The following is a 24,836-nucleotide window of genomic DNA, read 5'->3' as shown; positions in this document are numbered from 1 at the left end:
TGTTCCTTAGGCCCGTGCATTGATCGCCAGCGCCGCTTCCACGGCACCCTCACTGGCTTGCAAGATTTCGACGTTCAGGCCGCCCGGCAGCTCCAGCCAGTTCGGGCCGGCGGGCAACGCCTTGGCGCCCCACGCGGCGGCACGTGCGAGCACACCTTCGTAATCGTCGACCATGATTCCGAGATGGGCGAGGCGCCCCTCCGGTCCGGTAAAATGCGGATCCTCGATGAGTTGCACGCTTCCGAGCACCCATACCTGCCGCGGACGCGCGCCATCAGCGGGCTGCTCGTCGCGAATGGCAAGACCGAGCACCTCACGAAAGAAGCCGACGTGACGATCGACATCCGGCACGCGGATCGCGACATGTTCGACGTAAGCGCGGGGCAATGACATCGTCTCACGCCTTTCCCGGATAATCGCTGCGGGCGTACTCAAGCCCTTTGACCAGCGCGACGAGGGTCGCGTTGACAGGGGTGGGCACGTTGAGCTTGGCGCCCCAGCGCACGACCGAGCCGTGAATGTAATCGACCTCTGTCAGGTTTCCGGACTGCAAGCTCTGCAGCATCGAGGTCTTGAATTCGGGCGGTAGGCCTGCCGATGCCATCGTCCAGGCGCGCCGCGGGTCGGTAATCGAGACCTTGACACCGGCAGCTTGCGCGACGGCAATGCTCTCTGAAATCGCTGCTAGCGCGCAATCCTCCAGGATGGGGAGCGAATAGAGGCCGCCATAGGTCAGGCCGGTAATGGCGGTAACGCCGCCTCCGGCAACGTTGATGAAGAGCTTGTCCCACATCGTGCCCAGGATGTTGTCACTGAGCAGCGTGAGAATGCCGGCACGATTGAACGTCTCGGAAATCCGCTGTGCGCGTTCGGTCAAACGTCCATCGAGCTCGCCGATGATGGTTTCCTTGCCGACGACCCCCGAGCGAACATGACCGGGTCCGAGCAGCACGCCGCCGACATAGGTCTTACCTGCCATGACCCTGTCACGACCGACTTCCTCCGAGAGGATGTCTTCGTGGCCAAGGCCGTTTTGCAGCGACATCACAACCGTCTGCGGTCCGATGATCGGCGCCGCGGCCCGGATCGCATCCCGCGTGTGATAGGATTTGACGAGGACGATGACGAGGTCCGCCACGTTGCCGACCTGGTCCGCGGAGATGCAGGCAGAGACCTTCACGACGGTCTCGGCGCCACCTTCGAGCATCCGCAGACCACCGGCATTGATCGCGTCGACATGAGCCTGAAACGGATCGATCAACCAAACCTCGGCACCGCCGCGCACTAGCGTGCCGCCGATGGTCGAGCCCAAGGCTCCCGCTCCGACAAAGCAGATCCTCATCCGAACGCTTCTCCCTCGCCGATTTTGGCGTTGGAAACGTGCTAGCAGGCTGTGTCGTATTTGGATATGCTATGATCCTTATAGCCATTATTGCAGATCGCAATGAAGCACTTAGACCCGTCCGAGACGAACCTGCTGGACCCGCGCCTGCTCAGGCTGTTCGACGCATTGTTCACCACGGGCAGCGTCACCAAGGCAGCAGAAAAGCTCGGTCAAAGTCAGCCGACTGTTTCGATCTGGCTGGCCCGCCTGCGAAAGGAATTGGACGATCCGCTGTTCATCCGCTCAGCTCAGGGCATGTTGCCGACCCCGCGCGCCGAGGCTCTCATCGGCACGGCCAGACAGGCATTGGAGATGCTGCGTCGTCTGGCGGAGCTTCGCTCTACGTTTGATCCAGCGAGCGCCAAGCGCCGCTTCGTCATCTGCATGACCGATGCGAGCCACATCACGCTCCTGCCCGCCATCCTCGCGCACGTTCGTCGCGTTGGTCCCGGGGTCCGCATCGAAGCAGCACAGATTGGTGCCGACACCCCCCGGATGCTGCAGTCCGGCGAGGCCGATCTGGCGCTCGGCTACATCTCGGACCTCGACGCCGGACACTTCCAGCAGGCACTGTTTCCGCAGGATTGGGTCTGCCTCGCTAACGCAAAACATGCCCGCATCCGCGACCGCATCACCACAAAGGATTTCAGGCGTGAGGCGCACGTCCTCATTCGCTCCGGCACCGGACATCAGTTGCTCGCGGACGCTCTAAAGGAGCAACGGATAGTCCTTGACGTTGCTCTTGAGCTCCCCGGCTTTTTGGGGCTACCCGCAATCGTCGGGACGACTGACCTGATGGCCACTCTGCCAAGGCACATCGGCGAAACCTTGGCTCACTACTACGGACTGCGCGTGCTCGATTGCCCGCTGGCGATCACCGGCTTTACCGTGAAACAATATTGGCACGCCCGCTTTCATCACGACCCGGCAAGCCAATGGTTGCGTGAGGTCTGCGGGGAGCTCTTTCAACAGCAGCAAGTGCGGGGGCTACATCGGTCCGGTCGGCCAAAGAAGCGAATGCCACGCGATTTGCCGTCGTAATGGAGCGCTGCTTAGTTCAACCCTCTTCACCGTCGGCGCCAAGTTTGCGGAAAAGAGCTGTCAATTTGATGGCCCTTATCATTGCGCAGAATGCAATTTTGCGCGTCCGAAAATCCAGATCTACTTCTCGCACTTGGTCGCCCTGTACCAATGGGTCCGTTCGCGGTATCTCGTGAAACATAGGGAGAGTGGCGGAGTGAGTGGGAGTCAAACCTGCAATTTTTGACCTTTCCGCCTCGAACATCTGAGGCGGCATGTAAGCACTCGCCCGCCTCCTGCTCTCACAAGTTCAGATCCTGCGCATGCGCGACAAGCCTGCTCACGCTGGCTGTGGTGAGATTTTTGTTGATCTCCCGATGCACACATCGTGCACACACGGCCCTCTAACTCATTGAATAAATTGAGGTCTCGCTCCAATCCATCATGGGGGCCACGGAGAAGAGATAGTCTTGAGATTTCAATCTATTACCACAATTTCTTCCAGCTCGCTCCCGTTATACTATTTTTGCGGAAATAGTATAGCGACCGAAAGCGCGTGATCGCCAAGCCGTCCGCAGCCTCGGCAAGATCTCGCTGCGCGCGGACGCCACCATGGAGGAACGGCAAACGAAAGAGCAGTGTCGAATGGTGACGAACCGATTTCGACACCTCTATCCGATAGGGCTTCTTTTCGACCTGACCCAATTGGTGCGTTGGCGAATGCGCAAGTGAAGCGCAGCGAACGTGGCCGAATTCCACGAAAAGCGCAGGAAATTCAACGAAGCTGATCGATGTCCCGCCGCTCATAACAGTCTGGTTGCAGGTTCGAGTCCCGCCGGAGCGGCAGAGGCGCTTAGTTGCTTTCACTGCTGGGAGCGGCTTCGTATTTATGGGGTCATGCCCCTCAGGAGTTTCATTCCGTGCCGCAAGCTATCGTATCCGCGCAGAGTCGGCCTCTACGTTCGCCTGCCGAGTTAGCCTCCATCATTACAACCGTCTATGAGCGGATCGAACGGGACCGGCGCCGCAACTGCTGGATCTATGTGCGGCCCATAGAAGAAGCGCTGGCCGAGGCTGATGCCCTTGTACAGCGAGCGGAGAAGGGTGAAGTCCTGCCGCTCCTTGGCGTTCCATTCGGCGTCAAGGATAATATTGACGTCGAGGACATGCCAACGACAGCAGCCTGTCCGTCATTCGAATATGTGGCTGCGCAATCGGCCAGATGCGTCGAGAGATTGACGGCCGCTGGTGCGATCTGTCTTGGCAAAACCAACCTGGATCAATTCGCAACCGGACTGTCCGGCACCCGCTCCCCCTATGGCACCTGTTCCAGCGCTGCTAACGATCTGTATATTTCCGGCGGTTCGAGTTCCGGTTCGGCTGCTGCTGTAGCATCCGGCCATGTTGCCTTCGCTCTCGGCACTGATACCGGCGGCTCGGGCCGGATTCCCGCAGGCTTCAATGGGATCATTGGGATCAAGCCAACCGTCGGCCTCGTCTCGTCCCGGGGGCTTGTGCCGAACTGTCCGACGCTCGATTGTCCCTCGATTTTCTGCAATTCCATTGCCGAAGGTCGAATTCTGCTCGGGTTGATCGAAGGATTCGACGACGCCGATCCTTTTAGCCGCCAACGGATTGCCTCGTCCTCCCCATCTCCTCGCAAATTCCGGTTCGGCCAGGTCTCGGTCGGTCATCTGAATTCATTCGGCATGCCGGAATGTAATGACCTCTACAGGCAGGCCTGCGCGAGGCTTTCGGGACTGGGAGGTCAAGCCAGACAGATTGACTTCACGCCCTTCGCCGAAGCCGGTGAAATGCTCTTCTCAGGGCCTTGGATTGCTGAACGTCATGCTGCGATCAGTAAGCTCCTCGACATCGATCATGGCGAACTGCTTGAAGTCACCCGCAACGTGCTGAGCGCAGCTGCCCGGTTTTCCGCAATAGATGCGTTCGCCGCGCAACATCTGCTCTTGAAGCTGCGACGGCAGATCCAATCGCTTTTCGAGGAGATCGATGTCCTGGTGGTACCTACCGCACCACGCCCCTTCACGATCTCGGAGATGATGGAAGATCCTATCACGCTCAATAGTCGCCTCGGTTACTACTCTTATTTTGCCAATCTGGTGGACTTGTGCGCGGTGGCAGTTCCCAACGCAACGCTCGTCAACGGGATGCCGATGGGCATCACTTTGCTGGCGCCTGCGTGGCGTGACCACGCTCTTCTCGACCTTGCCGAGCGATGGCTGCCCGATGCGAAGGCTGCACAGTTCGATCTAAAAGAATATCAGAAGGCCGCGCCTTAGACGACTTCGAGATCGAGAGCGCGTAGATTGAGGATCACAATCAGGCCCCGATGATAACGGATAACGCCCCTTGCCTGCATGCGAGAAAGCTGCACCGTAACCCATTGGCGGGTTGAGCCGATCAGATTGGCGAGATCACCATGCGTGAACGGGATCCCGATCACGATCTCACGGCCTTGCTGCGAGCCGTAGATCTTCGAGAGAAAAACCAACAGACGATGCAACCGCTCGGTAACCGAGCGGGTCCCCAGCATTTGCGCCATGGCCGAGTAGCACCTTGCCTTGAACGCGAGTGCATCCAGGAGAGCGACCGCGATGCTGGCCGATTGAAGCGCTAGCGCGCGTAGGGCTGGGCCGGGCAAAAACGTCACTTGGCTCCGCTCCACCGCAACCGAAGACCATACGTGGGCACCGGTACCGAACAGATCCGGGCCGCCGACAAAATTGCCGGCGAACCAATAGGCCAGCGTCACCTCACGTCCGGAAGGAGCCGCGTAGTAGCTGCGAATACGCCCCTCTTCGATCAGATAAATGCCGTTCTGTAGGTCGCCCTGCCGCCAGACATGCTTGCCTGCCTGCAGGACCTCCTCGCGGCCGATGGCGAGGACACGACGCCGGTCAGCCTCACACAGCGGATCCAACAAGCCGGGCAGCGACCCGACCAGAGCATCCGATCCCGCCAGCATGATGCCGGTCGTATTCCTGAGACTTGCCGCTGACATCTGCTCGCTCCCCTTGCCGCCGCAAGGAAAACCATTCAAGAGCCGTGCCAGACGATGTCGTCAGGCGCCTACCTCCTGATTTCCAGCTGCTCGAAGGCCCTGCGGCCTTCCGAGCGGATCAGGTCAAGGCAATCCCGCTTGAGGGCGAGATAGGCAGCCTCCGCAACGATGGCGTTGGAGCGCGGTCGCGGCAGGCTCACCTGAAGGTCTTTGAGGATGCGGCCTGGTCCCGCGCTCATGATCAGCACACGGTCAGAGAGAAGGATCGCTTCATCGATGTCGTGTGTGACGAAGACGATTGTTGCGTTGATCCGCTCGCGGAGCTCGAGCAGATTGTCCTGCATGACCGCCCGGGTCTGCGCATCCAGCGCTCCGAAAGGCTCGTCCATCAACAGCACACGCGGCTGATTGGCGAGGGCACGGGCAATCGCAACCCGCTGCTGCATGCCTCCCGACAGCGTGTGCGGATATGACGACGCAAATTTGGTCAGTCCGATCATCTCGATGAGGTCGTCGGCAATCCGCAGCGCCTCCGCTTTCGGCTTGCCGAGGGCGCGCGGCCCGTGCGCGATGTTCCGGCGCACCGATTTCCACGGAAACAGATGTGGCTGCTGGAAGACCATCCCGATCTCGGGCCGTGGCGCGAGCATTGCTTCGCCGGCTATGAGCACCTGACCTTCGAACGGCCGCTCGAGGCCGGCCATCGCATTCAGGAGCGTGGACTTGCCGCAGCCGGATGGACCGACGATCGAGACGAATTCCCCATGGGCTACCGCCAGGGATACGCGGTCGACCGCGATAACCTGTCCCCTCGGCGCATCGAAGACGATACTCAGCTCCTCGACCCGGATGATCGCCTGACGCGCCGGCGCGGAAGGCGAGTACGTATCCACGAGCCTGAGCGGCTGGTCTGGACGAAGCAGGCTCGGGGTCATCGCCACCACACCGCACGTTCGGCAAGAATCGCGAAGGAACGGTCGGCGACGAAGGAAAGCAACCCGAGAGCCGCCAACCCGCCCATGACCTGACCCGTTTGCATGTTCTGTTGCGCAATTTCGATACGGTAGACGATACCGGCGAACGCTCCCGCCAACTCCGCGGCGACCAGCGTGTAGAAAGAGATGCTCACCGCGGTCCGAAGACCGACCGTGATATAAGGCAGCGCGCCAAGAAGGACGATCTCCCACAGCATCTGCGGTTGCGGCGTGCTGAGCATCTGGGCGGCACGGATAAGTCCACGGTCGACTTTCTGCACCCCTATGTGGGTCGCGAGCCATACCGTGAAGAACACGCCCCAAACGACCAGGAAGAGCTTGCCTGTCTCCGAGAGGCCAAACCAGAGGATGACGATCGGCACGAAGGCGATGGGAGGAATTGGTCGAAGGATGTGAAACAAGGGTGAAAGCAGGCTGGACACCAGCCGAAACCTGCCAGTCAGGACGCCAAGTACGATCCCGCCCGCGGCCCCGATCGCAAATCCCGCGGCCACGCGCGAGAGGCTCGCCATCAGGTCCCCGAAAAACTGTCCGCTGCGGATCCATTCGAGAACGGCGACAGCGACGGTCGATGGCGGCGGAAACAGCACGGCGTTCACGATGCCGGAGCGCGCAACCAGTTCCCACACGCCTGTGAAGGCGGGCACGGAGAGGATAGCGACCAGTACGCTCAGCCGTGCGGTCGCGCGCGCACTGCTGCGTCCGCCGACGCTCACGGGCGCGCCTCCAGTGTGACGCGAGCTGGATCGAGCGCCTTCAGCGGCGCCGTCACCAAGACTTTCGAGAAATCGGGCATGCTCGCTCCAGGGGGATGATTGCCGGTCTCGAGCCGCCAGGCGGCATGGGTTTTCAGAGTCGCGAGAATCCTGTCGTCGAGGCGCACATGGTAGACGTAGTCTGGCCAGATCGCAGCCAATTCATCGCGTTTCATCCCGGTCGCTGCGGCGATGACGTCGATCGCTTCATCCGGATGCGCCTTGAGCCAGCCCTCGGCTTCGATGAGGGACGCCAGGAACTTGCTGACGGTCGCCGGGTTGGCCGCGAGGTAAGACTGCGTAACGACAATGTTGAAGGTCTCCGAGTAGAGACCTTTGGTCTCAAGCGGGATCGCGCCTTCGCCAAGAGCCTTCTTCGCATTCGCGACGTGCGGCTCCCAGGTATCGAACGCGTCGATACTGCCGGCCGCCATGGCGGGAAGCATCTCCTGAGGTCGCAGGTTGACGAGCGTCACGTCCTTCGACGTCAGGCCCGCCGCTTTCAACAGAACCGACGTGTAAACTTCGCTGCCGGTTCCGGCCGTAAAGGCGATTCGCTTTCCACGCAGATCGGCCTTCGTCCTGATCCCGGCAGAAGCTGCGGTCATGGTCTTGAGATCCGAATATTCCATCCCCGCCACGAAGGCGATCGGCTGTTGCGCCATCGCGGCCGCCGTGACCGGCGCCTCGGCGGTTGTCGCGATATCCGCCCCTCCCCCAAGCACCGTATCGAGGCACTGCTTCCCGCTGGTGAAATTGGAGACCGAGATGTCGAGCCCCTGCTTGGCGAAAATGCCTTTCGCATTGGCGATGATCGCCAGTCCTGAGATCGGCCCAAGATTCTGGGCGAGCCGCGCCTTCCGCAATTCTTCGGCTGTCGCGCGCACAGGCATCGCAAACAGAAAGGACGCAGATAGCACGAACACGGCAGCGCGAAGAGCGGTTGTTGATCGCATGCCAAACCCCTGTGATGCCGGCGACCGGAGTGATCGACCGTGGCGAGAGGGTCGTCTGAAGACGGGAGACCGTGAAGCAATTAATCGACAAGGCCCGACGCTGCCCAATTCTTGCGTAAGCAGAGCAGCTTCCGACTGTGACCGCGGCAATAAATTCATCAAGCTGCCCACTCCTTGGGCGCATCGTAGCCGGGGCTGATCTGTTCGGGATCGGAACCGCCTCCGGAGAAGCAAAGGCGCGCGACCGGCGTTCGCAGCGCGGGCGGCATCTGCGCGCCGCTGCCTGCGGCAACGGCACCCTGCTGGCTTTCGTCAGGCCCTGATCTCGATTCAATCAGAACCGATCGCGCTTTCGATGCCATTGCGTGCGCGGCGAAACCAAGCCCACGTCTGCCGCGTCACTGCGATGTAGCCAGGGCCGCGGTGGACGATCTGATCGGCGACGATCCGGTTCAGTTTCGGCAGCGCGTGAAACGGAATCGAAGGATAGGCATGGTGCTCGACATGATAGGGCATGTTCCATGCAAACCAGCGCACAAACATGGCGGTATAAGTGGTGCGCGTATTCTGGAAGGCGCTGCGTGTGCGATCGCAACCGGTGTGTTCGGCAAGAAGATACGGACGCAGAAACACTTGACCGACGATCACGGGAACGACCCAGATCCACAACAGGATCAAAGTTTGCAGCGCGACCGATGCCAGCAGCAGCGCGACGTAGCCTGCCAGATAGAGGCGCGCTTCCGTCACGACAATGTGGCGTTTGCTTTCCGGAATCCAGGGCGATGTGGCGTTGCCGGTCAACGCATGGCGAAGCATCAGCCGCGCCCGGAAGGCTACCTGCCGCAAGCCGCTATAGACGATCACCAGTTGCGCGTCCGAAGTCGGGATCGGAACCGACAGTAGTTCCGGATCCCTCTTTGGATCCTGCGTATAGCGATGATGATCCCAGTGGAACAGGCAGTAGTACTCGTAAGGCAAGCCGACCGCGAACGCGGAGAGATGACCGAAGGCGAGATTGAGCGCGCGGCTGCGGAACGCCGTCTTATGGGCGGTCTCGTGCACCACCATGAACAGGAATGCGACAAAGTAGCCTTGGACGACGACCAGCGGCAACGCCCAGACGATTCCGTATCGCGACGAGACCAGCCAGATCAGCGCGCCGACAGCGACGATGACGCCGTAGTGGCTGGCCGCACGGACCAGGCCTTGCCAATCGGACCGCACCGATAATTCGCACAGCATGGTCGGAGTCAGCGGCTTTTCTCCGGCGGCAGTGATCGCATTGCTCATGATCGTAGTCGTCTCCTTCCGGGATCACGCACTTGACCGTGCTCGTGCGGACGCTGGAATTCGTCAAGCACAGACCGAAACTAGGGAGCGACGCCGCATCGCAGAAGCAATTAATTTCACGGGCATTAGCCACCAGGCATCCGAGATTGCGGCCTTCGCCTCACCGCATTGGCCCGGCGATGGAGCGTCGCCGGGCCAATCGCCAGTGCCGTTTTGGGCAATCAGGTCCAGATCCTATTCCGCGAGCGCTGCGTGCGGACCGCGTTGGCCGTCACAAGATTCTTGTTGATCTTCCGATGCACACGTCGCGCACATGCAGCCTTCATCGTTGTCCGGAACCGCCAGCGCAATGGGCAGCTCAGTGCCAGTAAAAGGATGCACCGGCGCACGAGACCGCCGCGGCGATCGTAAAAATAAGTCCGCAAAGTCGAGCATCTGACCACGCTCCCGGGCAGCCTCCTGCGCTCCTTTCGCGACTCCATCCCCGAGATGCAACCGCGGCCTGACGGCAGCGGCATCACCCGACCACGACAAAATCCATCAGATACCCCAGCGTAGCGCGGCTGTATGCACTGGGGCGTCCCACAATTCCTTTGACTGGCTGTCGAGCACGGAGACGGTGATCGAGGCACCGGCCATGTCGAGGGACGTCACGTAAGAACCGGTCAGGAAACGCGTCGCCCCGATCCCCGCCCCGTCCAAAATCCGCTTGGCGCTGTTGACCATCAGATAGAGTTCGATCAGAGGCGTTGCGCCAAACCCGTTGACCAGAAGCAGGACTTCGCTGCCCCTGCCGGGTGCGAGATCGCTCAGGATTGAGTTGAGCATCTCGGCAGCAATGTCATCGGCAGAGGCCAGCGGCACCCTGCGGCGCCCCGGCTCACCATGAATGCCGACTCCCATTTCCATTTCGTTGTCAGCCAGGGTGAAGTTCGGCCTGCCCGCCGCCGGGACGGTGCACGGCAGCAGCGCCACGCCCATCGAGCGGGTGCGCCGGTTGACGTCATCGCCGAGCGTCTTGAGCGCGGCGAGCGGCATTCCCTTTTCGGCCGCGGCCCCGACCATCTTTTCCACGATCAGCGTCCCCGCGACGCCGCGACGGCCGGTCGTGTAGGTCGATTTCTCGACCGCGACGTCATCGTTGGTCACCACGCTTGCGACCTCACGCCCGGCCATCTCGGCGGCCATCGTGAAATTCATCACATCGCCTTCGTAGTTCTTGACGATGAAGAGCACGCCTGCCCCGGTGTCGACGGCCTCCGCCGCCTCGATCATCTGATCCGGCGTCGGCGAGGTGAAGACCTGGCCCGGACATGCCGCATCGAGCATGCCGTGGCCGACAAAGCCCGCATGCAGCGGTTCATGGCCGGAGCCGCCGCCAGAGATGAGCGCGACCTTGCCCGGCTTCAGAGTACGGCGGCGCACGAACTTTCTCTCGGCACCGAGCAGCAGGATATCGGCATGGGCCGCCGCCAATCCGTCGAGACTCTCTTCGAGCACCGTGTCGGCGCTGTTGATCAGCTTTTTCATGGCGTCCTCCCGGTTATCTTTTTGTGTTTCGAATTCGTCAGCCGATGCTTTCGGCGTAGCGCGCGAGCTGGGCGGCAAAGTCGACGATGAGTTGCTCCAGCGCGCGATTTTTCTTGTCGTCGCCGAGATCAGGCACCGTCACGGTCACAACGCGCGTGCGGGCCTCGCGATGGGCACCGCGCAGCCGGCCCGGATGCGCGCGACCATAGGCTTCGAGGAACGCCGCGCGCTCGGCACCGGAGAGATGGCAGACCTCGAAGATGATCGCGACATGCTTGGCCGGGATCGGCACCAGATAGGCCGGATTGGTGATCTGGCTGACGAAGGAGCGGTTCTTGCCGAGCGCTGCCGCGAGCTTCAGCCGCGTCCCGGACGGCCGGTTGTCGAGGGCCCGCCGCAGGATGAACTTGTAATCCGCGACATTGCTGTCGCCCGGCCGGCTTATGTCTTCGCCTGCATCGTCATTCATGCGGTCACCCCGGCAATGGCGGCCTTGAGCCGCGCCACCGCAATCGGCGAGACCGAGAGCGTCGTCAAGCCTGTCGCCAGCAGCGCCTTCGTCAGACGCATATCGGCCGCGGCATCGCCGCAGAGGGAGACCTCGACGCCGCGCCTACGTCCGGCCTCGACCGTCCTTGCGATTAGCGCCACCACCGCCGGATGGCCGGCATCGTTGAGGTCGGCAACGGCGCCGATATCGCGTGCCGCGGCCATCGTGTATTGGGTTAGGTCGTTCGACCCGATGGAATAGAACGCCGCATCAAAATCCTCGGCGCATAGCGCTGCGGCCGGGACCTCAACCATGATGCCGAGCGGCGGCCGCGCGCAGGCGATGCCCTCTGCCGTGAGGGTCGCAAACTCCGCGTCCAGCATGGCCTTGGCGCGGTCGAGCTCCGACGGGACCGCGACCATCGGCAGCATCACCTTCAGTGTTCCATGGACAGCCGCACGGCACAGCGCCCGCAACTGCAAGCGAAACACCTCCGGCCGCGCCAGCGAGAGCCGGATCCCGCGCAAGCCCAGGAATGGATTGCGCTCGCCATCGATCGTCAAGCCGACGATTGGCTTGTCGCCACCGGCATCGAGGGTGCGGATCGTCACCGGTCGTCCTGCAGCCCACTCGAGAATGCGCCGATAGACCGCATATTGCGCATCCTCGCCTGGAAGCCCCCTCGAACCTTCGAATAGAAACTCTGTCCGCACGAGGCCGATACCGTCGCAGATTGCGGGATCGAGGCCCGCGAGATCTTCGGGCGCGGCGACGTTGAGCAGGACGGCGATGCGCCGTCCATCGGCCGTCAGCCCCGGTTTGAGGCGGCCCGCGTCGGCAGCGATCTGCGCCGCGTTTGCCGCCGCCATGCGCTGCTCGAAAAGGCGGCGCGTTTCCGGCTTGGGATCAAAGATCACGGTGCCGGCGTCGCCGTCGACCAGCGCCAGTGACGGCGGCTGTCCGTTCCATGGCAACGGGCCCAATCCGACCACCATGGGGGCGCCGCGCGCCCGCGCGAGCACCGCGACATGCGATGACGGCGATCCGCTAGCCAGCGCAATGGCGCCGCCACGAGTCCAGTCGACGGCCAGGAAGGTGGACGGCGAAATGTCATCACCCATGACGACGGAATCGCCGGAAACTTTTGCAATCGTATCAGCACCATTCAGACCCGCCAGCACGCGATCGCGAATGTCGACCAAATCGGTGGCACGAGCCCGGAAATATTCATCATCCGCCGCGCGATAGCCGGCTATCTCCGCATCGAGTGCCGCGCGCCAGGCTTCATCGGCGGCCGCACCACCCGCGATAGCTTCGTAAGCCCCCTCGGCAAGCGCATCGTCACCGAGCATCGCGACCTGGAATTCGAGGATCTCTGCGGCCTCGCCATGAACCGTCGCGATCAGGTCGGCGAGGTCCGCTGCTGCTTCCTCGATCGCCGCCTTCAGCGCTGCAGCCTCCTGGGCCGGGGCGCCCTTCGCCGCCCTACTCACCACCGTACCCGTCAACACGGCGACGGGACCAATGGCGAGGCCTGGCGAGGCGGGATGGCCGGTGAGTTGGATCTCGCCCACGGTCTCAGGCCTCGCCGAAACCGTCATGCACCAGCGCCAGCATGGCCGCGAGCGCCGCCTCGCCATCAGGACCGGCGATGCGGAAATGCAGCGTTGCGCCTTGCGGCGCCTTCACACGCATTACCTTCACCGGGCTCTTGGCGTCCGTCCAGGGGCCGTCGGCGGCAAGCGCAATTTCGATCTTTGCGGCAAAGCCTTTCGCGCATTGCGTGAGCTTCACCGATGGCCGCGCGTGCAGGCCGACCGGATTGACCAGGACCGCCGAGGCGGTCAGCGGCGCAAACGTCTGAGCCGCCCGGTTGGCGTTGGCATCATGCATAGAATTCCTCCGCACTGCGCTTGACGGCGGCAAGCGATGAGCCGCCCGAAGATTCGGTCGCAGCGATCACAGCTCCCTCGACCACCGGGGCGTTACAGACCAGCACGCGCGCGCGCCGATCCTCGGGGAGCATCTCCACCGCCATCTCCGAATTGGTCTCGGCACCGCCGAGATCGACGAGAATCGCGACGCCTGCCGGTGACCAGGCCGACCCGATCGCCTCGAGGATTCCTGCAACATTGGTACCGAGCCCACCATCGACGTCGCCACCGGTCCAGGCGAGCGGCACCGCGTCTCCGACCATCTGCCGCACCATATCGGCCGCGCCTTCCGCAATCTTCGGCGAATGCGATACGATGACAATTCCGACATTGCTCATGTATTGACCTCGAACTCCAGTGTCTCAACTGCTGCGCCGATCAAAAGGGACGCCGAGCGCGAGCCCGGGTCCATATGACCGATGGAACGTTCGCCAAGAAACGACGCGCGGCCGCGAATCGCCTGCATCGGCGTGGTGCGATCGGCCGCTTGCGCAGCCTCAGCTGCGATCGCCTTTGCATCGCCGCCGCCCGCCAGAACGGCGTGCACCGGCACCAGAACATCCAGCAGCGTCTTCTGGCCTGCTTCGGAACGGCCACGCGCCTTGACGGCCTCAACCGCCTTCTCCGTCGCGGCGACGAGATCGGCCCGGCTCGGGTGCTCCGGAAGGGCCTTGCCCAGTTCCATGAAGAATGTCCCGACCAGCGGCCCCGAAGCACCGCCGACCTTCATGACCAAAGTCATTCCGATCGCCTTCAGCATGTCCGGGAGCGACTTGTCGGCAAGGCCCGGCAATGCCGCGAGCACCGCCTCGAAACCGCGCTTCATGTTCAGCCCATGATCCCCATCGCCAATCGCCTGATCGAGGCTCGTCAACTCGTCCGCGTGTTCGATCACTGACCCTGCCAGCGCTCGCACCAGTCTTTCCCTGGCTACCCGATCAAGGCTCATGCCGCTACCCTCCCGCCCTTCGCATCGAAAAACAGCGGTCTGTTCAGCCGGAGCGACACAACGTCCCCTGCGCCAAAGCCCGCCTCGGGATCTGCCAGGGTCACAACCGGCCGGCCAGCGAGATCGAGATGGAGATGGCTCTGGTCGCCGAGGTGCTCGACCCGCTTGACGGTTGCCGAGACGTCGCCACCGCCGCGCGCGATCGTCAGGTGCTCGGTCCGCGCGCCGATGGTCTCGGCGCCGGCCGGCGTGCCGGCAAACAGGGCCGCCGGCAGCAGATTGATCGCCGGCTGGCCCAGCCGCGCCGCGACATGCGCGTTGATCGGGTTCTCGTAGATCTCACGCGGCGATCCGATCTGCATCAGCCGCCCTCCTTCAATCACGCCAATGCGCGATGCCATGGTCATCGCCTCCGTCTGATCGTGGGTGACATAGAGGATCGTCGCGCCGAGATCGACCTGGATCCGCTTGAGCTCCAGACGCAGCTCGCCGCGCAGCTTGGCATCCAGCGAGGACAGCGGCTCGTCCATCAGATAGATCGAGGGCGAACGGACCAGCGCCCGGCCGATCGCAACGCGCTGCATCTGCCCGCCCGACAGCTGCGTCGCCTTGTTGTCCAGCTTGGTCTCGATGTGAAGAAGCCGCGCGACCTCCTGCACCTTCGCGCGGATATCGGCTTCGCCCACGCGGCGGGTCGGCGCGCGCAGCGCGAAAGCCATGTTCTCGAACACAGTGAGGTGCGGATACAGCGAATATTGCTGGAAGACGAAGGCGACATCGCGGTCCGCCGGCGCGGCACCGGTCACATCGCGCCCGTCGATCCGGATCGAACCGCTATCCGGCTGCTCCAGCCCGGCGATCAAGCGCAATGCCGTGGTCTTGCCGGCACCCGTCGGCCCGAGCAATGCCACGAACTCGCCGTCGCCGACGGTCAGCGACAGATCGCTCAGGGCTTGCGTCTTACCGAACGCCTTGGAAACGGAGATGATCTCAACCTCAGCCATGCGCGCCTCCCTCATGCAGCGCGGTGCGAATCGCCCGGCCGGATGCCTTGTCGAAGATCGACAGCGTATCGGGCCGAAAGTCGAGCCCGACAGTCTCGCCGGTCCGAAACGATCTGCTGCTAGGTGAGCGGGCCTTGAGCGCGCCGTAACGCGTCGTCACGGTCACGATCTGCGTCGTGCCCAGATATTCCGTGCCATAGACTTCGCCGCGCACCATGCCGCCATCGGTGAAGCGCACATGCTCGGGCCGCACGCCGAGCACCAGCTCGCTCTCCGCCATCGCCTCACGCGCGGCAGGAATTGCAACGTCGCGTTCGCCAAGCCGGATCGCCTCTGCGCCGGTCTGCAAACCGCCACGGAACGGCAGGAAATTCATGGGCGGCGAGCCGATGAAGTCCGCGACGAACAGCGAAGCCGGCCGGTCATAGATGTCGCGCGGACTCGCCACCTGCTCGACGACGCCATTGTTCATCACCGCGATCCTGTCAGCCATCGCCATGGCTTCAAGCTGGTCATGGGTGACATAGACGGTCGTCGCTCCCAAGCGGTCATGCAGAGCCCGCAGTTCGTGAATCATGGCCTCGCGCATCTCGGTATCGAGCGCGCCGAGCGGCTCGTCCATCAGAAAACACTTCGGCTTGCGCACAATGGCTCGTCCAAGCGCCACACGCTGCCGGTCGCCGCCGGCGAGGCCGGAGACGGAGCGGTCGAGTAGATGCGTGATCCGCAAGATCCGCGCAGCCTCAACAACGCGCCGGTCGCGCTCGGCCGCACCGATGCCCTCGCATGTCAGAGGAAAGCCGATGTTGCGCCGGACATTCATGTGCGGATAGAGCGCGAAGAGCTGGAACACGAAGGCGATGTCGCGCGCGGATGCGCGATTCATCGTCACGTCTTCGCCGTCCAACCGGATCGTACCTGCCGTCGGCAACTCCAGGCCGGCAATCATGCGGAGCGTCGTGGTCTTGCCGCAGCCGGACGGCCCGAGCAGGCAAAGGAACTGGCCGTCCTCCACCGTGAAGCTGGCGGACTTGACCGCATGAAAATCACCGAAGGATTTGTCGAGCGCCTCGACCTTGATCTGTGCCATCGCGCCCTACTCCCGGACCTTGGACACGATGGTGAACATCACCGTGCCGAACAGGGTCGTCGCAAACGACCAGGAATACAGCGTCAGAGAGAACGGCTGCATCAGCATCACCACACCGGCGGCGATGGTCGTCGTCGCCACGGCTTCGAGCGGGCCGCGGCGCAGCATGCGGTCCGCGAGACCGCGATGCGCGATGGATGAGTTGGCATCGAGGCTCATTTGCGAACGGCTCCAAAGGTGATGCCGCGCAGCAGATGCTTGCGCAGAAGCACCGTGAACACCACGATCGGCACCAAAAACAGCGTCGTGCCGGCGGCCACTGCGGGCCAGTCCTGCCCGCCCTCGCCGATGATAATCGGGATGAACGGTGGCGCCGTCTGCGCGTTGCCCGAGGTGAGAAGCACCGCGAAGGCGTATTCGTTCCAGGCGAAGATCAGGCAGAAGATCGCCGTCGCCGCGATTCCCGTGGTGGCCTGAGGCAGCACCACCTTCACGAAGGCCTGAAAGCGGGTATAGCCGTCGATCATAGCCGCCTCCTCGTACTCGCGTGGGATTTCGTCGATGAATCCCTTGAGCAGCCAGACGGCGAGCGAGACGTTGACCGAGGTGTAGAGCAGGATCATCCCGAGCCTTGTGTCCGACAATCCGACGGTGCGGTACATCAGATAGATCGGGATCGCGACCGCAATCGGCGGCATCATCCGGGTCGACAGAATGAAGAACAAGAGGTCGTCCTTCAGCGGCACGCGGAAGCGCGAGAAGCCATAGGCCGACAAGGTGCCGAGCGCGACGGCGAGCACGGTCGAGCCGAATGCGATGATCAGCGAGTTGACGAAGCGCGGCACATAGTTCGAGGGACCGGCGACCACCATATTGCGGTCGCGGGCGATGCTGTCGCAAAGCCCCTGCGGCGGTCCGAGCGAGCGGATGAACTCCGGCGTCTGGCGCGAGCGCGTCGTGAACAGATTGCAGAAACCTTCGAGCGACGGCTTGAACATCACTTTTGGCGGATAGGAGATCGCATCGTCCGGCGACTTGAACGCGGTGAGCATGATCCACACCAGCGGGATCATGGTGATGATGGCGTAGAGCACGACGAGCGAGCCGGCAAAGCGCCGCGTCGTGGCCGACGGCTCGACGACCGAATGGGCTGTGGTGGCTGATGTCATCGGCTTTTCACCTTGTTCAGCGCCTTTACGTAGATGTTGGCGAGGCCGAAGACCGTCACGAACAGGATGATCGCGAAGGCCGAGGAATAGCCGGTGCGCCAGCTCTCGAACGCAGCACGCTTGAGCGTGATCGACGCGACTTCCGTGGTCGACCCCGGCCCACCGCCGGTGAGCAGATTGACCATGTCGAACATCTTGAAGTTCTCGATACCGCGGAAGAGCACCGCCAGCATGATGAACGGCAGCGCCATCGGCAGCGTGATCGACCAGAACTGCCGCCATTTCGACGCGCGATCGACCTCCGCCGCCTCGTAGATATAGTCCGGGATCGACCGCAAGCCGGCGAGGCAGATCAGCATCACATAGGGCGTCCACATCCAGGCATCGACGATGACGATGGCCCAGGGGCTCAGCGTGACGTCGCCCAGCATCTGGAAGGACGAGGCCGCGCGGCCGGTGAAGAAGGCGACCACGTAATTGAACAGTCCGATCTGCGGCTGGTACAGGAATGTCCAGAAATTGCCGACGACAGCCGGTGACAGCATCATCGGCAGCAGGATGATCGTGGTCCACATACCGTGGCCGCGGAATTTCTTGTCGATGAGATAGGCAAGGCCAAATCCAAGAACGGTCTCGATCACCACCGTCCAGATCACGAAATGCGCCGTCACCTGCATCGCCGCCCAGATGTCCGGATCGGTCAGGATCGACTGGTACCAATCGGCGCCCAGCCAGATCGTCGGCACGTTGGCGCGATTGGCGCGGTAATTCGTGAACGACAGATAGATCGTCCAGAGCAGCGGGAAGATGTTGATCGCCAGCAGCAGCACGATCGTCGGCGTGATGAACAGCCAGGCGAGCGTCCTGTCCGACAGGCCCCGGATACGACGCGCCACACCCGGCCGGACCATGACGGCCCGATAGATGATCCGCGAAGAGGCACTCAGTTCATTCATTGCGTCGGCCGATCCTGGTACCGGGGTCGTCGACACTGCGACGGTTCCGGTCATCTCGAAGGAAACCCGGAGCGCGAGCGCACGCGCTCCGGGCAGTTCATCTCAGAACTTCTTGCCTTCTTCCTTGAAGATCGCCTTCCAGTCCTTCACCAGACCGTCGAGCGCTTCCTGTGCGGTGCCCTTGTCGGCCACCACATAGTCATGCACGCGCTTCTGCTCGGCTTGCAGCAGCTGGGCGTAGGAAGGCTCGGCCCAGAAGTCGACCACCATGCCCATCGATTGCAGGAACTCCTTGGCGAAGGGCGCGCTGTTCGGGAAGCTCGGGTCGTTCAGCACGGATTTGGCGCAAGAATAACCGCCGAGCGCCCACCACTTCTTCTGGACGTCGCCGCCGGAGAACCACTTGATGTATTGCAGCGCCTCGGCCTGGTTCTTGGAGTAGGAGACCACCGAGATGCCCTGGCCGCCGAGCTGCGTCGCCTGCGCGGCGGGACCGGCCGGATTGACGAAGAATCCGATCTTGTCGCCGCCGACATTCGGGTCCTTGTAGAGGCCCGGGAAAAACGCGAAGAAATTCATCTGCAGCGCGACCTGGCCGGACTTGAAGGCATCAAGCCCTTCCGACATGTAGGAATTGGAGGCGCCGGGCGGCGTGCAGCACTTGTAGAGCTCCTTGTAGGCCTCGAGCCCCTTCACCGCGCTGGCCGAGTTCACGAACCCGTCCATCGCATAGGGCTTCTTTGGATCGTCGTATTTGAAGCCGTAATCGTAGAGGTAGTTCGACACGCCCATGGTGATGCCTTCCGAGCCACGCTCGGTGTAGATCGAGGCGCCATAGACCTTCTTGCCGTCGATCTCGCGGCCCTGGAAGAATTGCGCGATGTCTTTGAGCTCGTCGAGCGTCTTCGGCACGCCGATCTCGCGGCCGTACTTGGCCTTGAAATCCTTCTGCACGTCCGGCCGCGCGAACCAGTCCTTGCGATAGGTCCAGCCCACCGCATCGCCCATCGCCGGCAGCGCCCAATAGTTCGGCGTGTTCTTTGGCCACTCGGAATAGCCGACCACAGTTGCCGGCATGTAGTCGTCCATGCTGATTCCTTCCTTCTTGAAGAAATCGTTGAGCTTGACGTACTGGCCGTTCTCCGCGGCGCCGCCGATCCATTGTGAATCGCCGATGATGAGATCGCACAGCGAGCCGCGCGAATTGAGTTCGTTCAGGAAGCGATCGGCATAGTTGGTCCACGGTACGAATTCGAACTTCATACCGATCCCCGATTTGGCGGTGAAGTCCTTCGAAAGCTCGACCAGCGCGTTGGCCGGATCCCATGCGGCCCAGCACAGCGTGATGGTTTTGCCCTGAGCCTGTGCGGGCGTGGTCCCCGCTCCGACGCCAAACGCGGAGACGGTAGCCCCGCACGCAACAGCAAGCGCCTTCAATGTCCGTTTCATTACACGTTCCCTCCGAGTGGGCCGGCCATCGACATGGCGCGGCTTTCCATCCCGCTCGAATGCTTCGAGCAGAGCGACACAGTCCGTGACGAGCTGAATAACTAAACTGGCGTTTCCTCGCGCCACCCGGATTCTATAGGCCCGGCAGGCTCGATTTGTTTAGTGAACCACGATTTACTAAACATTGCAAGCGGAGTTGGCTTCGACACGGCGTGCCTGATGCCAGCGCTTAATCTTTGTCCTAGGTCTGGGAATGATCGTTCCACCGCAAGAAGCGGGTCGAACATCTCCCCGCGATATCGTGCCTGTACGGATCGTGTCGGCTCTCGCTGACTGCAATTACCGGAGGCCGGCACGTATCCCAGCCGGCATCGTGAAAAAGTCAGCCCCCAGATGCAGGCCAGACCTCCACGGCCTTCACACGCAACGCATTCGCGTCAGTGGTCGCCCGTTGCAAAGCAGCCTTACCTACGTGCGCATCTAGCCGATCTGCGCCGCTTGCCAATTAGAGCAACCGAGGAAACGACGCTGCCCCGTCAACTGAATTGCGCGTCAGGATGCTTGTCATCCCCTGCCCTGTACAAATCTGGTCATGCACACGCGAATCCCACCTCTCGTTCTCGAGGCATCGCACGCGCAAGTCAGTCGAGCAGCTCGCCAACGATGCGCTCCGTTTCGAGGTAGTCCAACGCAAGGTAGTGAGCCCCGGCCTTCCTAAGAAGCGCGCCATGGTCTTCGCGGATATGTCCCGCCGCGAGCAGGCCAACGACCGTACACCCGGCCGCGCGTGCTGCCATCACGCCACTCGGGCTGTCTTCGATGACGATGCATTCGCTCGGAGGAATTCCGATGCTGGCCGAGGCGTGCAGGAAAATGTCAGGATACGGCTTGCCGCGTTCAACATTGGACGCACTGAACACGCGCCCTTCGAAAAGAGGCGCCATGTCCAGGACATCGAGGCAGAGGGCGAGCCTGTCCGGCGACGAAGATGACGCGATGGATCGGGGGACGTGGCTGAACTTTGCAATGAACTCTCGCACGCCGGGAATTGGCGCGAGTGCCTGCTTGAAGCGATCTAGCGTTCTGGCCTGAAACTGAGCGGCGAACGATGGGGGCAGCGGCCGACCGACGTTCTTCTCGATCTCCAAGATGATCTCGCTGAGCCGCTTGCCCAGGTAAGCGCGATAGGAGTCCTCGAGTGTCGTCGGCACGCCTAGCTCGGTCACGACTTCAGCAAGCAGGGTATTGGCCAGCACCTCGCTGTCAGCGATAACGCCGTCAAAATCGAAAATAAACGCTTTGGCCATTCACTGAACTCGCGCGCCCGCACATGCAGAGCTAGGGGTAAATGATCGCCTTGATGATGCCGTCGCGGCGCGTGACTTGCTGTTCGAACGCTGCCGGCGTCTGGTCCAGCGAAAACCGATGCGTGGCAAGGGGTGCGAGCTTGACGCGACCACTCTGTGCCAGGGCGATCGCCCGTGGATAGACCTCCGGCATGCGGCGCGAGAACTTGATCGACAGGCCCTTGCGGCGCGATTCCGCACCACTCAGCAAATATTGATTATTCTCGGGGATTCCGACGATGACGAGCCGGCCACCAATGCGGGCGCTGCGCGCGGCATGCTCGAAGCCGTGCGAGGAGTCGGTCGCCTCGATGACGAGGTCGGCGCCGCGGCCGTTGGTAAAGCCGGCAGCTTCTTCCGGACCGCCGCAGCCGACGTCGGCGCCAAGATCGCAGGCGAGATCCGCTCGTGCTTTGACCGGGTCGATCGCGATGATCTTGCTGGCGCCAGCCAAGCGCGCCAACTGAATCAGCAGCAAACCGACCGGACCACAGCCAAGCACCGCGACGGTTTCCATCAATCGGGGGCGTGCGAGGTCCATGGCGTGGATTGCAACGCCGAGCGTTTCCAGGATCGCTGCGCCTGCGGGGTCGATGTTGTCAGGCACGATATGCACCGCGGATGTCGGCACGCAGATGAACTCGGCCATGGCGCCGTTGTTCGGCGCGTAGCCGAGAAACCGCACGTGCGGGCACAGATTGGTATGGCCACGATGGCACCATTCACAGCGACCGCAGGAAATAGCGGGATCGACCGCCATCAGCGCATCCGCCGGCAGCCCTGCCCGACGTGCACTCTCAGGCGTCAGCGTGCCCGAGAATTCGTGCCCAAGCACGAACGGATTGATCCGGGTCGGACCGGTCGTTCCGCCCTCCAGATAGGAATGCAAATCGCTGCCGCACACGCCCACGGCCTTGACCCGCACGATGACCTCGTCAGCGGCCGGCGTTGGCGTCGGAATTTCGGTGACGCGAATATCGCGAACATCGTGGAGAACCGCTGCGCGCATGTTCAAAACCCTGACTTCTGGATGTTTCCGGCGTCGCCGCTCTCGGCAGCACCAGAACTATACATATGTATTCTTATATTTACAAATGTTCTCGTGAGGCGATTTTTGCATAATGCTGCCGGTAGACGGCGCGCCGTTCCTCCAACCCCGAGCGCCGGCCGGCGTGTGGCTCGAGCACGGTCATTCCGCGGCGGTCGCCCTCGTCGCTCAATCCACCGCCGCTCGCCTGGCGCGCCAGTCGCGCAGCCCCCAATGCTGGCCCCAGCGGGGCCAGCGGCGGCAGAAGCAGGGGCCGGTCGATTGCGGTCGCGATGAGCCGTCCCCAAAACCGGCTGCGCGCGCCGCCGCCGACAAGTGCGATCGTTCCCATCGCCGCCCCCGCCGCAGTCAGCGCATCGTGGCAGTCGGCAATCGCGAAAGCGACACCCTCGAGGACGGCGCGACCGATGTGAAGCGGCCCGGCCGTGCTGCGCAAATTCGAAAGCGTTGCGGTGGCGAGCGGATCGTCATGCGGCGTACGCTCGCCGCCGAGATAAGGCGAAAACACCGGAATATCGGCTGGCGACAAATCCGCGGCTTCGATCTCGGCAAGAAAGCGCTCGATCGAGGCAATACCCAGGACGCCCGCGACCCAGTTCAGCGCGCTCGCTGCGCTCAGGACGCAACCGTGCTGGCCGAACAAGCCAGGCACCGCATGCCTGTGGGTGTGCATGCCCTGGCCGCGTGCCGGCACAAAACGGTCGTTGGCGACAAAATAGACGCCCGACGTCCCAAGGCTGATGAATGCGTCGCCGGCGCGAATTACGCCGGCACCAATCGCGCCGGCCATGTTATCACCCGCGCCGCCAGCAATGGGCAGATTGGCGCGCAAGCCAAAACGTCGCGCCAATTCGGGTCGCAGCGTGCCGCCAACCGCACCGCTCTCGACGAGATCGGGCAGCACATCGACGCCGATGCCGCACGCTTCGGCAAGCAGCGGAGACCATGCCCCGGCCCGGGTGTCCATCAGCAGGGTCGCCGATGAATCTGCACGATCCGATACCGCCTCGCCCGTCAGGCAAAGGCGGACATAGTCCTTCGTCAGCAAAATGCGCCGGGTGCGCTTCAAGGCGTCGGGCTCATGGCGCGATAGCCAGAGGATTTTTGGCGCGGAAAAGCCCGGCATCGGCCGAGCACCGGCAACGCCCGCGAAATCAGTCACCTTGGCGTCGAGCTCTGCGCATTCGGCGCCCGCTCGTCCGTCGTTCCAGAGCGGCGCTGGCCGGATCGGCCGTCCGGCGGCGTCGATCAAGGCCACACCGAGCATCTGACCGGAAAGACCGAGCGCCACCACACCGGACATGAGTTTCCGATGATCGGTGGCGAGACGGTCGAGCACGGCGGCTGAAGCCGTCCACCAGGCATCCGGATGCTGCTCGGACCAGAGTGGCTGCGGATTGTCGATCGATAGCGGAGCTACCGCACTTGCCTGCTCGCGGTCCTCGGCATCGACGATGATCGCCTTCACGGCTGATGTGCCGATGTCGATGCCCAGAAACAGGCTCATTTCTGTTTGCCGATCAGCTTAAGCGCTCCGGCAGCCGCCTTCTCGTCCGTGACCAGCACCTTGCCGATCCGTCCCTGCAATGCCGCCGCGATCACCGGCGCCTTGTTGGTACCTCCCGCGATCAGCATCACGGTCGGTGTCTTCGCGAGTTTCTCGATCGGCAGCGCGATGGCGCGGGAATTGATGCCGTGGTTGATCTGCCGGCCAGATTGATCGAGATACTGGCCCAGAACGTCTCCGACCGCGCCTGCTGCGCGCAGATCCTCGATGCCCACATCCGGCGGCAGGCCGTGCCGCACCAGCAGGGAGCGCGGTGTGAGGTCTCCCAGGCTGAGCAGCGCGAGATCGAGCCGGCCGACACGCTCCAGGACCTCCGCATAGATCTCCTGTGCCATAAACGTGTCGCGCGATCGTTTGCTGCTTGCGTAGATCGGAGCGGCCAAATAGCTGCACTTGGCATGCAGCCGGCGCGCGAGCTCGCCCGCGATCTCGAACGTATTGAGCTCGAGCCCGCGCGACAGACCTCCCATCATCGAGACGACCCAGAGCTCCGGATACTCCGCCGTCGTGACGTGGCGAATCGTTTCCCGCAGGGTCGCACCCCAACCGATGCCGATCGTGCGCGGGCGCTTCTCTTCCAGGAACTTGGACAGGTAGGCCCCGGCCGCCATCCCGATCAGGCTTGCGACCAGTTCAGGATTTTCCGGGCTCGGGATCACAACCGCATCGTCCAGCCCGCACCGCTCACGCAACTGGTGCTCCAGCTCGGTGCAGCTCGCGAACTGCGAGTTCAACCGGATACTGACGATGCCCGAGTGCCGGGCCTCGGATAGCATGCGGTTCACGCGCGCACGCGTCAGCCCGAGCCGCTCGCCGATTTCAGCCTGGGTCAGATTCTCCATGTAATAGAGCCAGGCAATCCGCAAAATAGTCTGGTCA

Annotated in this window: 25 protein-coding genes; 2 read left to right on the top strand and 23 right to left on the bottom strand. The window is 62.6% G+C overall.

Features of this window, described 5'->3' with window-relative positions:
- Positions 1-6: 6 nt before the first annotated feature.
- Together NLM25_RS18030 and NLM25_RS18025 are read right to left on the bottom strand one after the other, a co-directional pair.
- Positions 7-393 (bottom strand): VOC family protein, encoded by a 387-nt coding sequence (locus tag NLM25_RS18030; protein ID WP_254137880.1) that lies wholly within the window; start codon positions 391-393, stop codon positions 7-9.
- 4 nt (positions 394-397) lie between these two features.
- A complete protein-coding gene (locus NLM25_RS18025; protein WP_256570709.1) occupies positions 398-1,342 on the bottom strand; it encodes a ketopantoate reductase family protein in 945 nt (314 codons plus the stop codon).
- A gap of 102 nt (positions 1,343-1,444) precedes the next feature.
- On the opposite strand from NLM25_RS18025, the gene NLM25_RS18020 reads away from it, so the two are divergent.
- Both NLM25_RS18020 and atzF read left to right on the top strand, forming a co-directional pair.
- Positions 1,445-2,425, top strand: coding sequence for a LysR family transcriptional regulator (locus tag NLM25_RS18020; RefSeq protein ID WP_254137878.1), 981 nt, complete (start codon positions 1,445-1,447; stop codon positions 2,423-2,425).
- 899 nt (positions 2,426-3,324) lie between these two features.
- Positions 3,325-4,707 carry an allophanate hydrolase gene (atzF, locus tag NLM25_RS18015; protein WP_254137877.1) on the top strand — a complete coding sequence of 461 codons (1,383 nt, stop codon included), beginning with the start codon at positions 3,325-3,327 and terminating at the stop codon, positions 4,705-4,707.
- On the opposite strand, the gene NLM25_RS18010 is transcribed toward atzF, so the two are convergent.
- The 21 genes from NLM25_RS18010 to NLM25_RS17910 all read right to left on the bottom strand — a co-directional run bounded on the left by NLM25_RS18010 (position 4,704) and on the right by NLM25_RS17910 (position 24,799).
- Complete coding sequence (locus NLM25_RS18010; RefSeq protein ID WP_254137876.1) at positions 4,704-5,429, bottom strand: Crp/Fnr family transcriptional regulator; 726 nt, start codon at positions 5,427-5,429, stop codon at positions 4,704-4,706. The two genes, atzF and NLM25_RS18010, sit on opposite strands and share 4 nt — an antisense overlap.
- A gap of 68 nt (positions 5,430-5,497) precedes the next feature.
- Complete coding sequence (locus NLM25_RS18005) at positions 5,498-6,373, bottom strand: ABC transporter ATP-binding protein (RefSeq protein ID WP_254137875.1); 876 nt, start codon at positions 6,371-6,373, stop codon at positions 5,498-5,500.
- A complete protein-coding gene (locus NLM25_RS18000; RefSeq protein ID WP_254118245.1) occupies positions 6,361-7,140 on the bottom strand; it encodes an ABC transporter permease in 780 nt (259 codons plus the stop codon). Before NLM25_RS18000 ends, NLM25_RS18005 begins: the two co-directional genes overlap by 13 nt.
- Positions 7,137-8,072 (bottom strand): NrtA/SsuA/CpmA family ABC transporter substrate-binding protein, encoded by a 936-nt coding sequence (locus tag NLM25_RS17995; protein WP_254137874.1) that lies wholly within the window; start codon positions 8,070-8,072, stop codon positions 7,137-7,139. Before NLM25_RS17995 ends, NLM25_RS18000 begins: the two co-directional genes overlap by 4 nt.
- Positions 8,073-8,465: 393 nt before the next feature.
- Positions 8,466-9,425 carry a fatty acid desaturase gene (locus NLM25_RS17990; protein ID WP_254137873.1) on the bottom strand — a complete coding sequence of 320 codons (960 nt, stop codon included), beginning with the start codon at positions 9,423-9,425 and terminating at the stop codon, positions 8,466-8,468.
- Positions 9,426-9,965: 540 nt separating this feature from the next.
- Positions 9,966-10,955 (bottom strand): dihydroxyacetone kinase subunit DhaK, encoded by a 990-nt coding sequence (gene dhaK, locus NLM25_RS17985; RefSeq protein WP_254141212.1) that lies wholly within the window; start codon positions 10,953-10,955, stop codon positions 9,966-9,968.
- A 37-nt stretch (positions 10,956-10,992) separates the two neighbouring features.
- The gene (locus NLM25_RS17980; RefSeq protein ID WP_254118242.1) at positions 10,993-11,424 is read right to left on the bottom strand and encodes a hypothetical protein; all 432 of its coding nucleotides are present in this window, start codon (positions 11,422-11,424) and stop codon (positions 10,993-10,995) included.
- Positions 11,421-13,019, bottom strand: coding sequence for a phosphoenolpyruvate--protein phosphotransferase (gene ptsP / locus NLM25_RS17975; RefSeq protein ID WP_309143601.1), 1,599 nt, complete (start codon positions 13,017-13,019; stop codon positions 11,421-11,423). Before ptsP ends, NLM25_RS17980 begins: the two co-directional genes overlap by 4 nt.
- Before the next feature lie 4 nt (positions 13,020-13,023).
- A complete protein-coding gene (locus NLM25_RS17970; protein ID WP_254118239.1) occupies positions 13,024-13,338 on the bottom strand; it encodes an HPr family phosphocarrier protein in 315 nt (104 codons plus the stop codon).
- Complete coding sequence (gene dhaM / locus NLM25_RS17965) at positions 13,331-13,717, bottom strand: dihydroxyacetone kinase phosphoryl donor subunit DhaM (RefSeq protein ID WP_254137871.1); 387 nt, start codon at positions 13,715-13,717, stop codon at positions 13,331-13,333. The genes NLM25_RS17970 and dhaM overlap by 8 nt, the downstream gene beginning before the upstream one ends.
- Positions 13,714-14,328 carry a dihydroxyacetone kinase subunit DhaL gene (gene dhaL, locus NLM25_RS17960; RefSeq protein ID WP_254137870.1) on the bottom strand — a complete coding sequence of 205 codons (615 nt, stop codon included), beginning with the start codon at positions 14,326-14,328 and terminating at the stop codon, positions 13,714-13,716. The genes dhaM and dhaL overlap by 4 nt, the downstream gene beginning before the upstream one ends.
- The gene (locus tag NLM25_RS17955) at positions 14,325-15,332 is read right to left on the bottom strand and encodes an ABC transporter ATP-binding protein (RefSeq protein WP_254137869.1); all 1,008 of its coding nucleotides are present in this window, start codon (positions 15,330-15,332) and stop codon (positions 14,325-14,327) included. The genes dhaL and NLM25_RS17955 overlap by 4 nt, the downstream gene beginning before the upstream one ends.
- Entirely contained in the window at positions 15,325-16,422 is a 1,098-nt protein-coding gene (locus NLM25_RS17950) for an ABC transporter ATP-binding protein (protein ID WP_254137868.1), read from the bottom strand. The genes NLM25_RS17955 and NLM25_RS17950 overlap by 8 nt, the downstream gene beginning before the upstream one ends.
- A 6-nt stretch (positions 16,423-16,428) precedes the next feature.
- Positions 16,429-16,641 (bottom strand): hypothetical protein, encoded by a 213-nt coding sequence (locus NLM25_RS17945; RefSeq protein ID WP_254137867.1) that lies wholly within the window; start codon positions 16,639-16,641, stop codon positions 16,429-16,431.
- On the bottom strand, positions 16,638-17,591 hold the full coding sequence (locus tag NLM25_RS17940; RefSeq protein ID WP_254137866.1) for a carbohydrate ABC transporter permease: 954 nt from the start codon (positions 17,589-17,591) through the stop codon (positions 16,638-16,640). Before NLM25_RS17940 ends, NLM25_RS17945 begins: the two co-directional genes overlap by 4 nt.
- Entirely contained in the window at positions 17,588-18,547 is a 960-nt protein-coding gene (locus tag NLM25_RS17935; RefSeq protein WP_254137865.1) for a carbohydrate ABC transporter permease, read from the bottom strand. The genes NLM25_RS17940 and NLM25_RS17935 overlap by 4 nt, the downstream gene beginning before the upstream one ends.
- Before the next feature lie 102 nt (positions 18,548-18,649).
- A complete protein-coding gene (locus NLM25_RS17930; protein WP_254137864.1) occupies positions 18,650-19,996 on the bottom strand; it encodes an ABC transporter substrate-binding protein in 1,347 nt (448 codons plus the stop codon).
- A 641-nt stretch (positions 19,997-20,637) separates the two neighbouring features.
- The gene (locus NLM25_RS17925) at positions 20,638-21,303 is read right to left on the bottom strand and encodes an HAD family phosphatase (protein ID WP_254118229.1); all 666 of its coding nucleotides are present in this window, start codon (positions 21,301-21,303) and stop codon (positions 20,638-20,640) included.
- 31 nt (positions 21,304-21,334) lie between these two features.
- Positions 21,335-22,351, bottom strand: a complete 1,017-nt coding sequence (locus NLM25_RS17920; RefSeq protein ID WP_256570706.1) for an alcohol dehydrogenase catalytic domain-containing protein — start codon at positions 22,349-22,351, stop codon at positions 21,335-21,337.
- 79 nt (positions 22,352-22,430) lie between these two features.
- On the bottom strand, positions 22,431-23,897 hold the full coding sequence (gene xylB / locus NLM25_RS17915) for a xylulokinase (protein WP_254137862.1): 1,467 nt from the start codon (positions 23,895-23,897) through the stop codon (positions 22,431-22,433).
- Positions 23,894-24,799, bottom strand: coding sequence for a sugar-binding transcriptional regulator (locus tag NLM25_RS17910; protein ID WP_254137861.1), 906 nt, complete (start codon positions 24,797-24,799; stop codon positions 23,894-23,896). Before NLM25_RS17910 ends, xylB begins: the two co-directional genes overlap by 4 nt.
- Between the last annotated feature and the right edge of the window lie 37 nt (positions 24,800-24,836).

Origin of the sequence: Bradyrhizobium sp. CCGB01, assembly GCF_024199795.1 — a bacterium.
Classification (GTDB): domain Bacteria; phylum Pseudomonadota; class Alphaproteobacteria; order Rhizobiales; family Xanthobacteraceae; genus Bradyrhizobium.
This window is presented reverse-complemented; position numbering and strand designations above follow the sequence as displayed.

Coding starts and splice junctions, on each gene's coding strand:
- NLM25_RS18030 (WP_254137880.1), bottom strand. CDS start 393: ATGTCATTGCCCCGCGCTTACGTCGAACATGTCGCGATCCGCGTGCCG.
- NLM25_RS18025 (WP_256570709.1), bottom strand. CDS start 1,342: ATGAGGATCTGCTTTGTCGGAGCGGGAGCCTTGGGCTCGACCATCGGC.
- NLM25_RS18020 (WP_254137878.1), top strand. CDS start 1,445: ATGAAGCACTTAGACCCGTCCGAGACGAACCTGCTGGACCCGCGCCTG.
- NLM25_RS18010 (WP_254137876.1), bottom strand. CDS start 5,429: ATGTCAGCGGCAAGTCTCAGGAATACGACCGGCATCATGCTGGCGGGA.
- NLM25_RS17995 (WP_254137874.1), bottom strand. CDS start 8,072: ATGCCTGTGCGCGCGACAGCCGAAGAATTGCGGAAGGCGCGGCTCGCC.
- NLM25_RS17990 (WP_254137873.1), bottom strand. CDS start 9,425: ATGAGCAATGCGATCACTGCCGCCGGAGAAAAGCCGCTGACTCCGACC.
- dhaK (WP_254141212.1), bottom strand. CDS start 10,955: ATGAAAAAGCTGATCAACAGCGCCGACACGGTGCTCGAAGAGAGTCTC.
- NLM25_RS17980 (WP_254118242.1), bottom strand. CDS start 11,424: ATGAATGACGATGCAGGCGAAGACATAAGCCGGCCGGGCGACAGCAAT.
- NLM25_RS17970 (WP_254118239.1), bottom strand. CDS start 13,338: ATGCATGATGCCAACGCCAACCGGGCGGCTCAGACGTTTGCGCCGCTG.
- dhaM (WP_254137871.1), bottom strand. CDS start 13,717: ATGAGCAATGTCGGAATTGTCATCGTATCGCATTCGCCGAAGATTGCG.
- dhaL (WP_254137870.1), bottom strand. CDS start 14,328: ATGAGCCTTGATCGGGTAGCCAGGGAAAGACTGGTGCGAGCGCTGGCA.
- NLM25_RS17955 (WP_254137869.1), bottom strand. CDS start 15,332: ATGGCTGAGGTTGAGATCATCTCCGTTTCCAAGGCGTTCGGTAAGACG.
- NLM25_RS17950 (WP_254137868.1), bottom strand. CDS start 16,422: ATGGCACAGATCAAGGTCGAGGCGCTCGACAAATCCTTCGGTGATTTT.
- NLM25_RS17945 (WP_254137867.1), bottom strand. CDS start 16,641: ATGAGCCTCGATGCCAACTCATCCATCGCGCATCGCGGTCTCGCGGAC.
- NLM25_RS17940 (WP_254137866.1), bottom strand. CDS start 17,591: ATGACATCAGCCACCACAGCCCATTCGGTCGTCGAGCCGTCGGCCACG.
- NLM25_RS17935 (WP_254137865.1), bottom strand. CDS start 18,547: ATGAATGAACTGAGTGCCTCTTCGCGGATCATCTATCGGGCCGTCATG.
- NLM25_RS17930 (WP_254137864.1), bottom strand. CDS start 19,996: ATGAAACGGACATTGAAGGCGCTTGCTGTTGCGTGCGGGGCTACCGTC.
- NLM25_RS17925 (WP_254118229.1), bottom strand. CDS start 21,303: ATGGCCAAAGCGTTTATTTTCGATTTTGACGGCGTTATCGCTGACAGC.
- NLM25_RS17920 (WP_256570706.1), bottom strand. CDS start 22,351: ATGCGCGCAGCGGTTCTCCACGATGTTCGCGATATTCGCGTCACCGAA.
- xylB (WP_254137862.1), bottom strand. CDS start 23,897: ATGAGCCTGTTTCTGGGCATCGACATCGGCACATCAGCCGTGAAGGCG.
- NLM25_RS17910 (WP_254137861.1), bottom strand. CDS start 24,799: ATGGAGAATCTGACCCAGGCTGAAATCGGCGAGCGGCTCGGGCTGACG.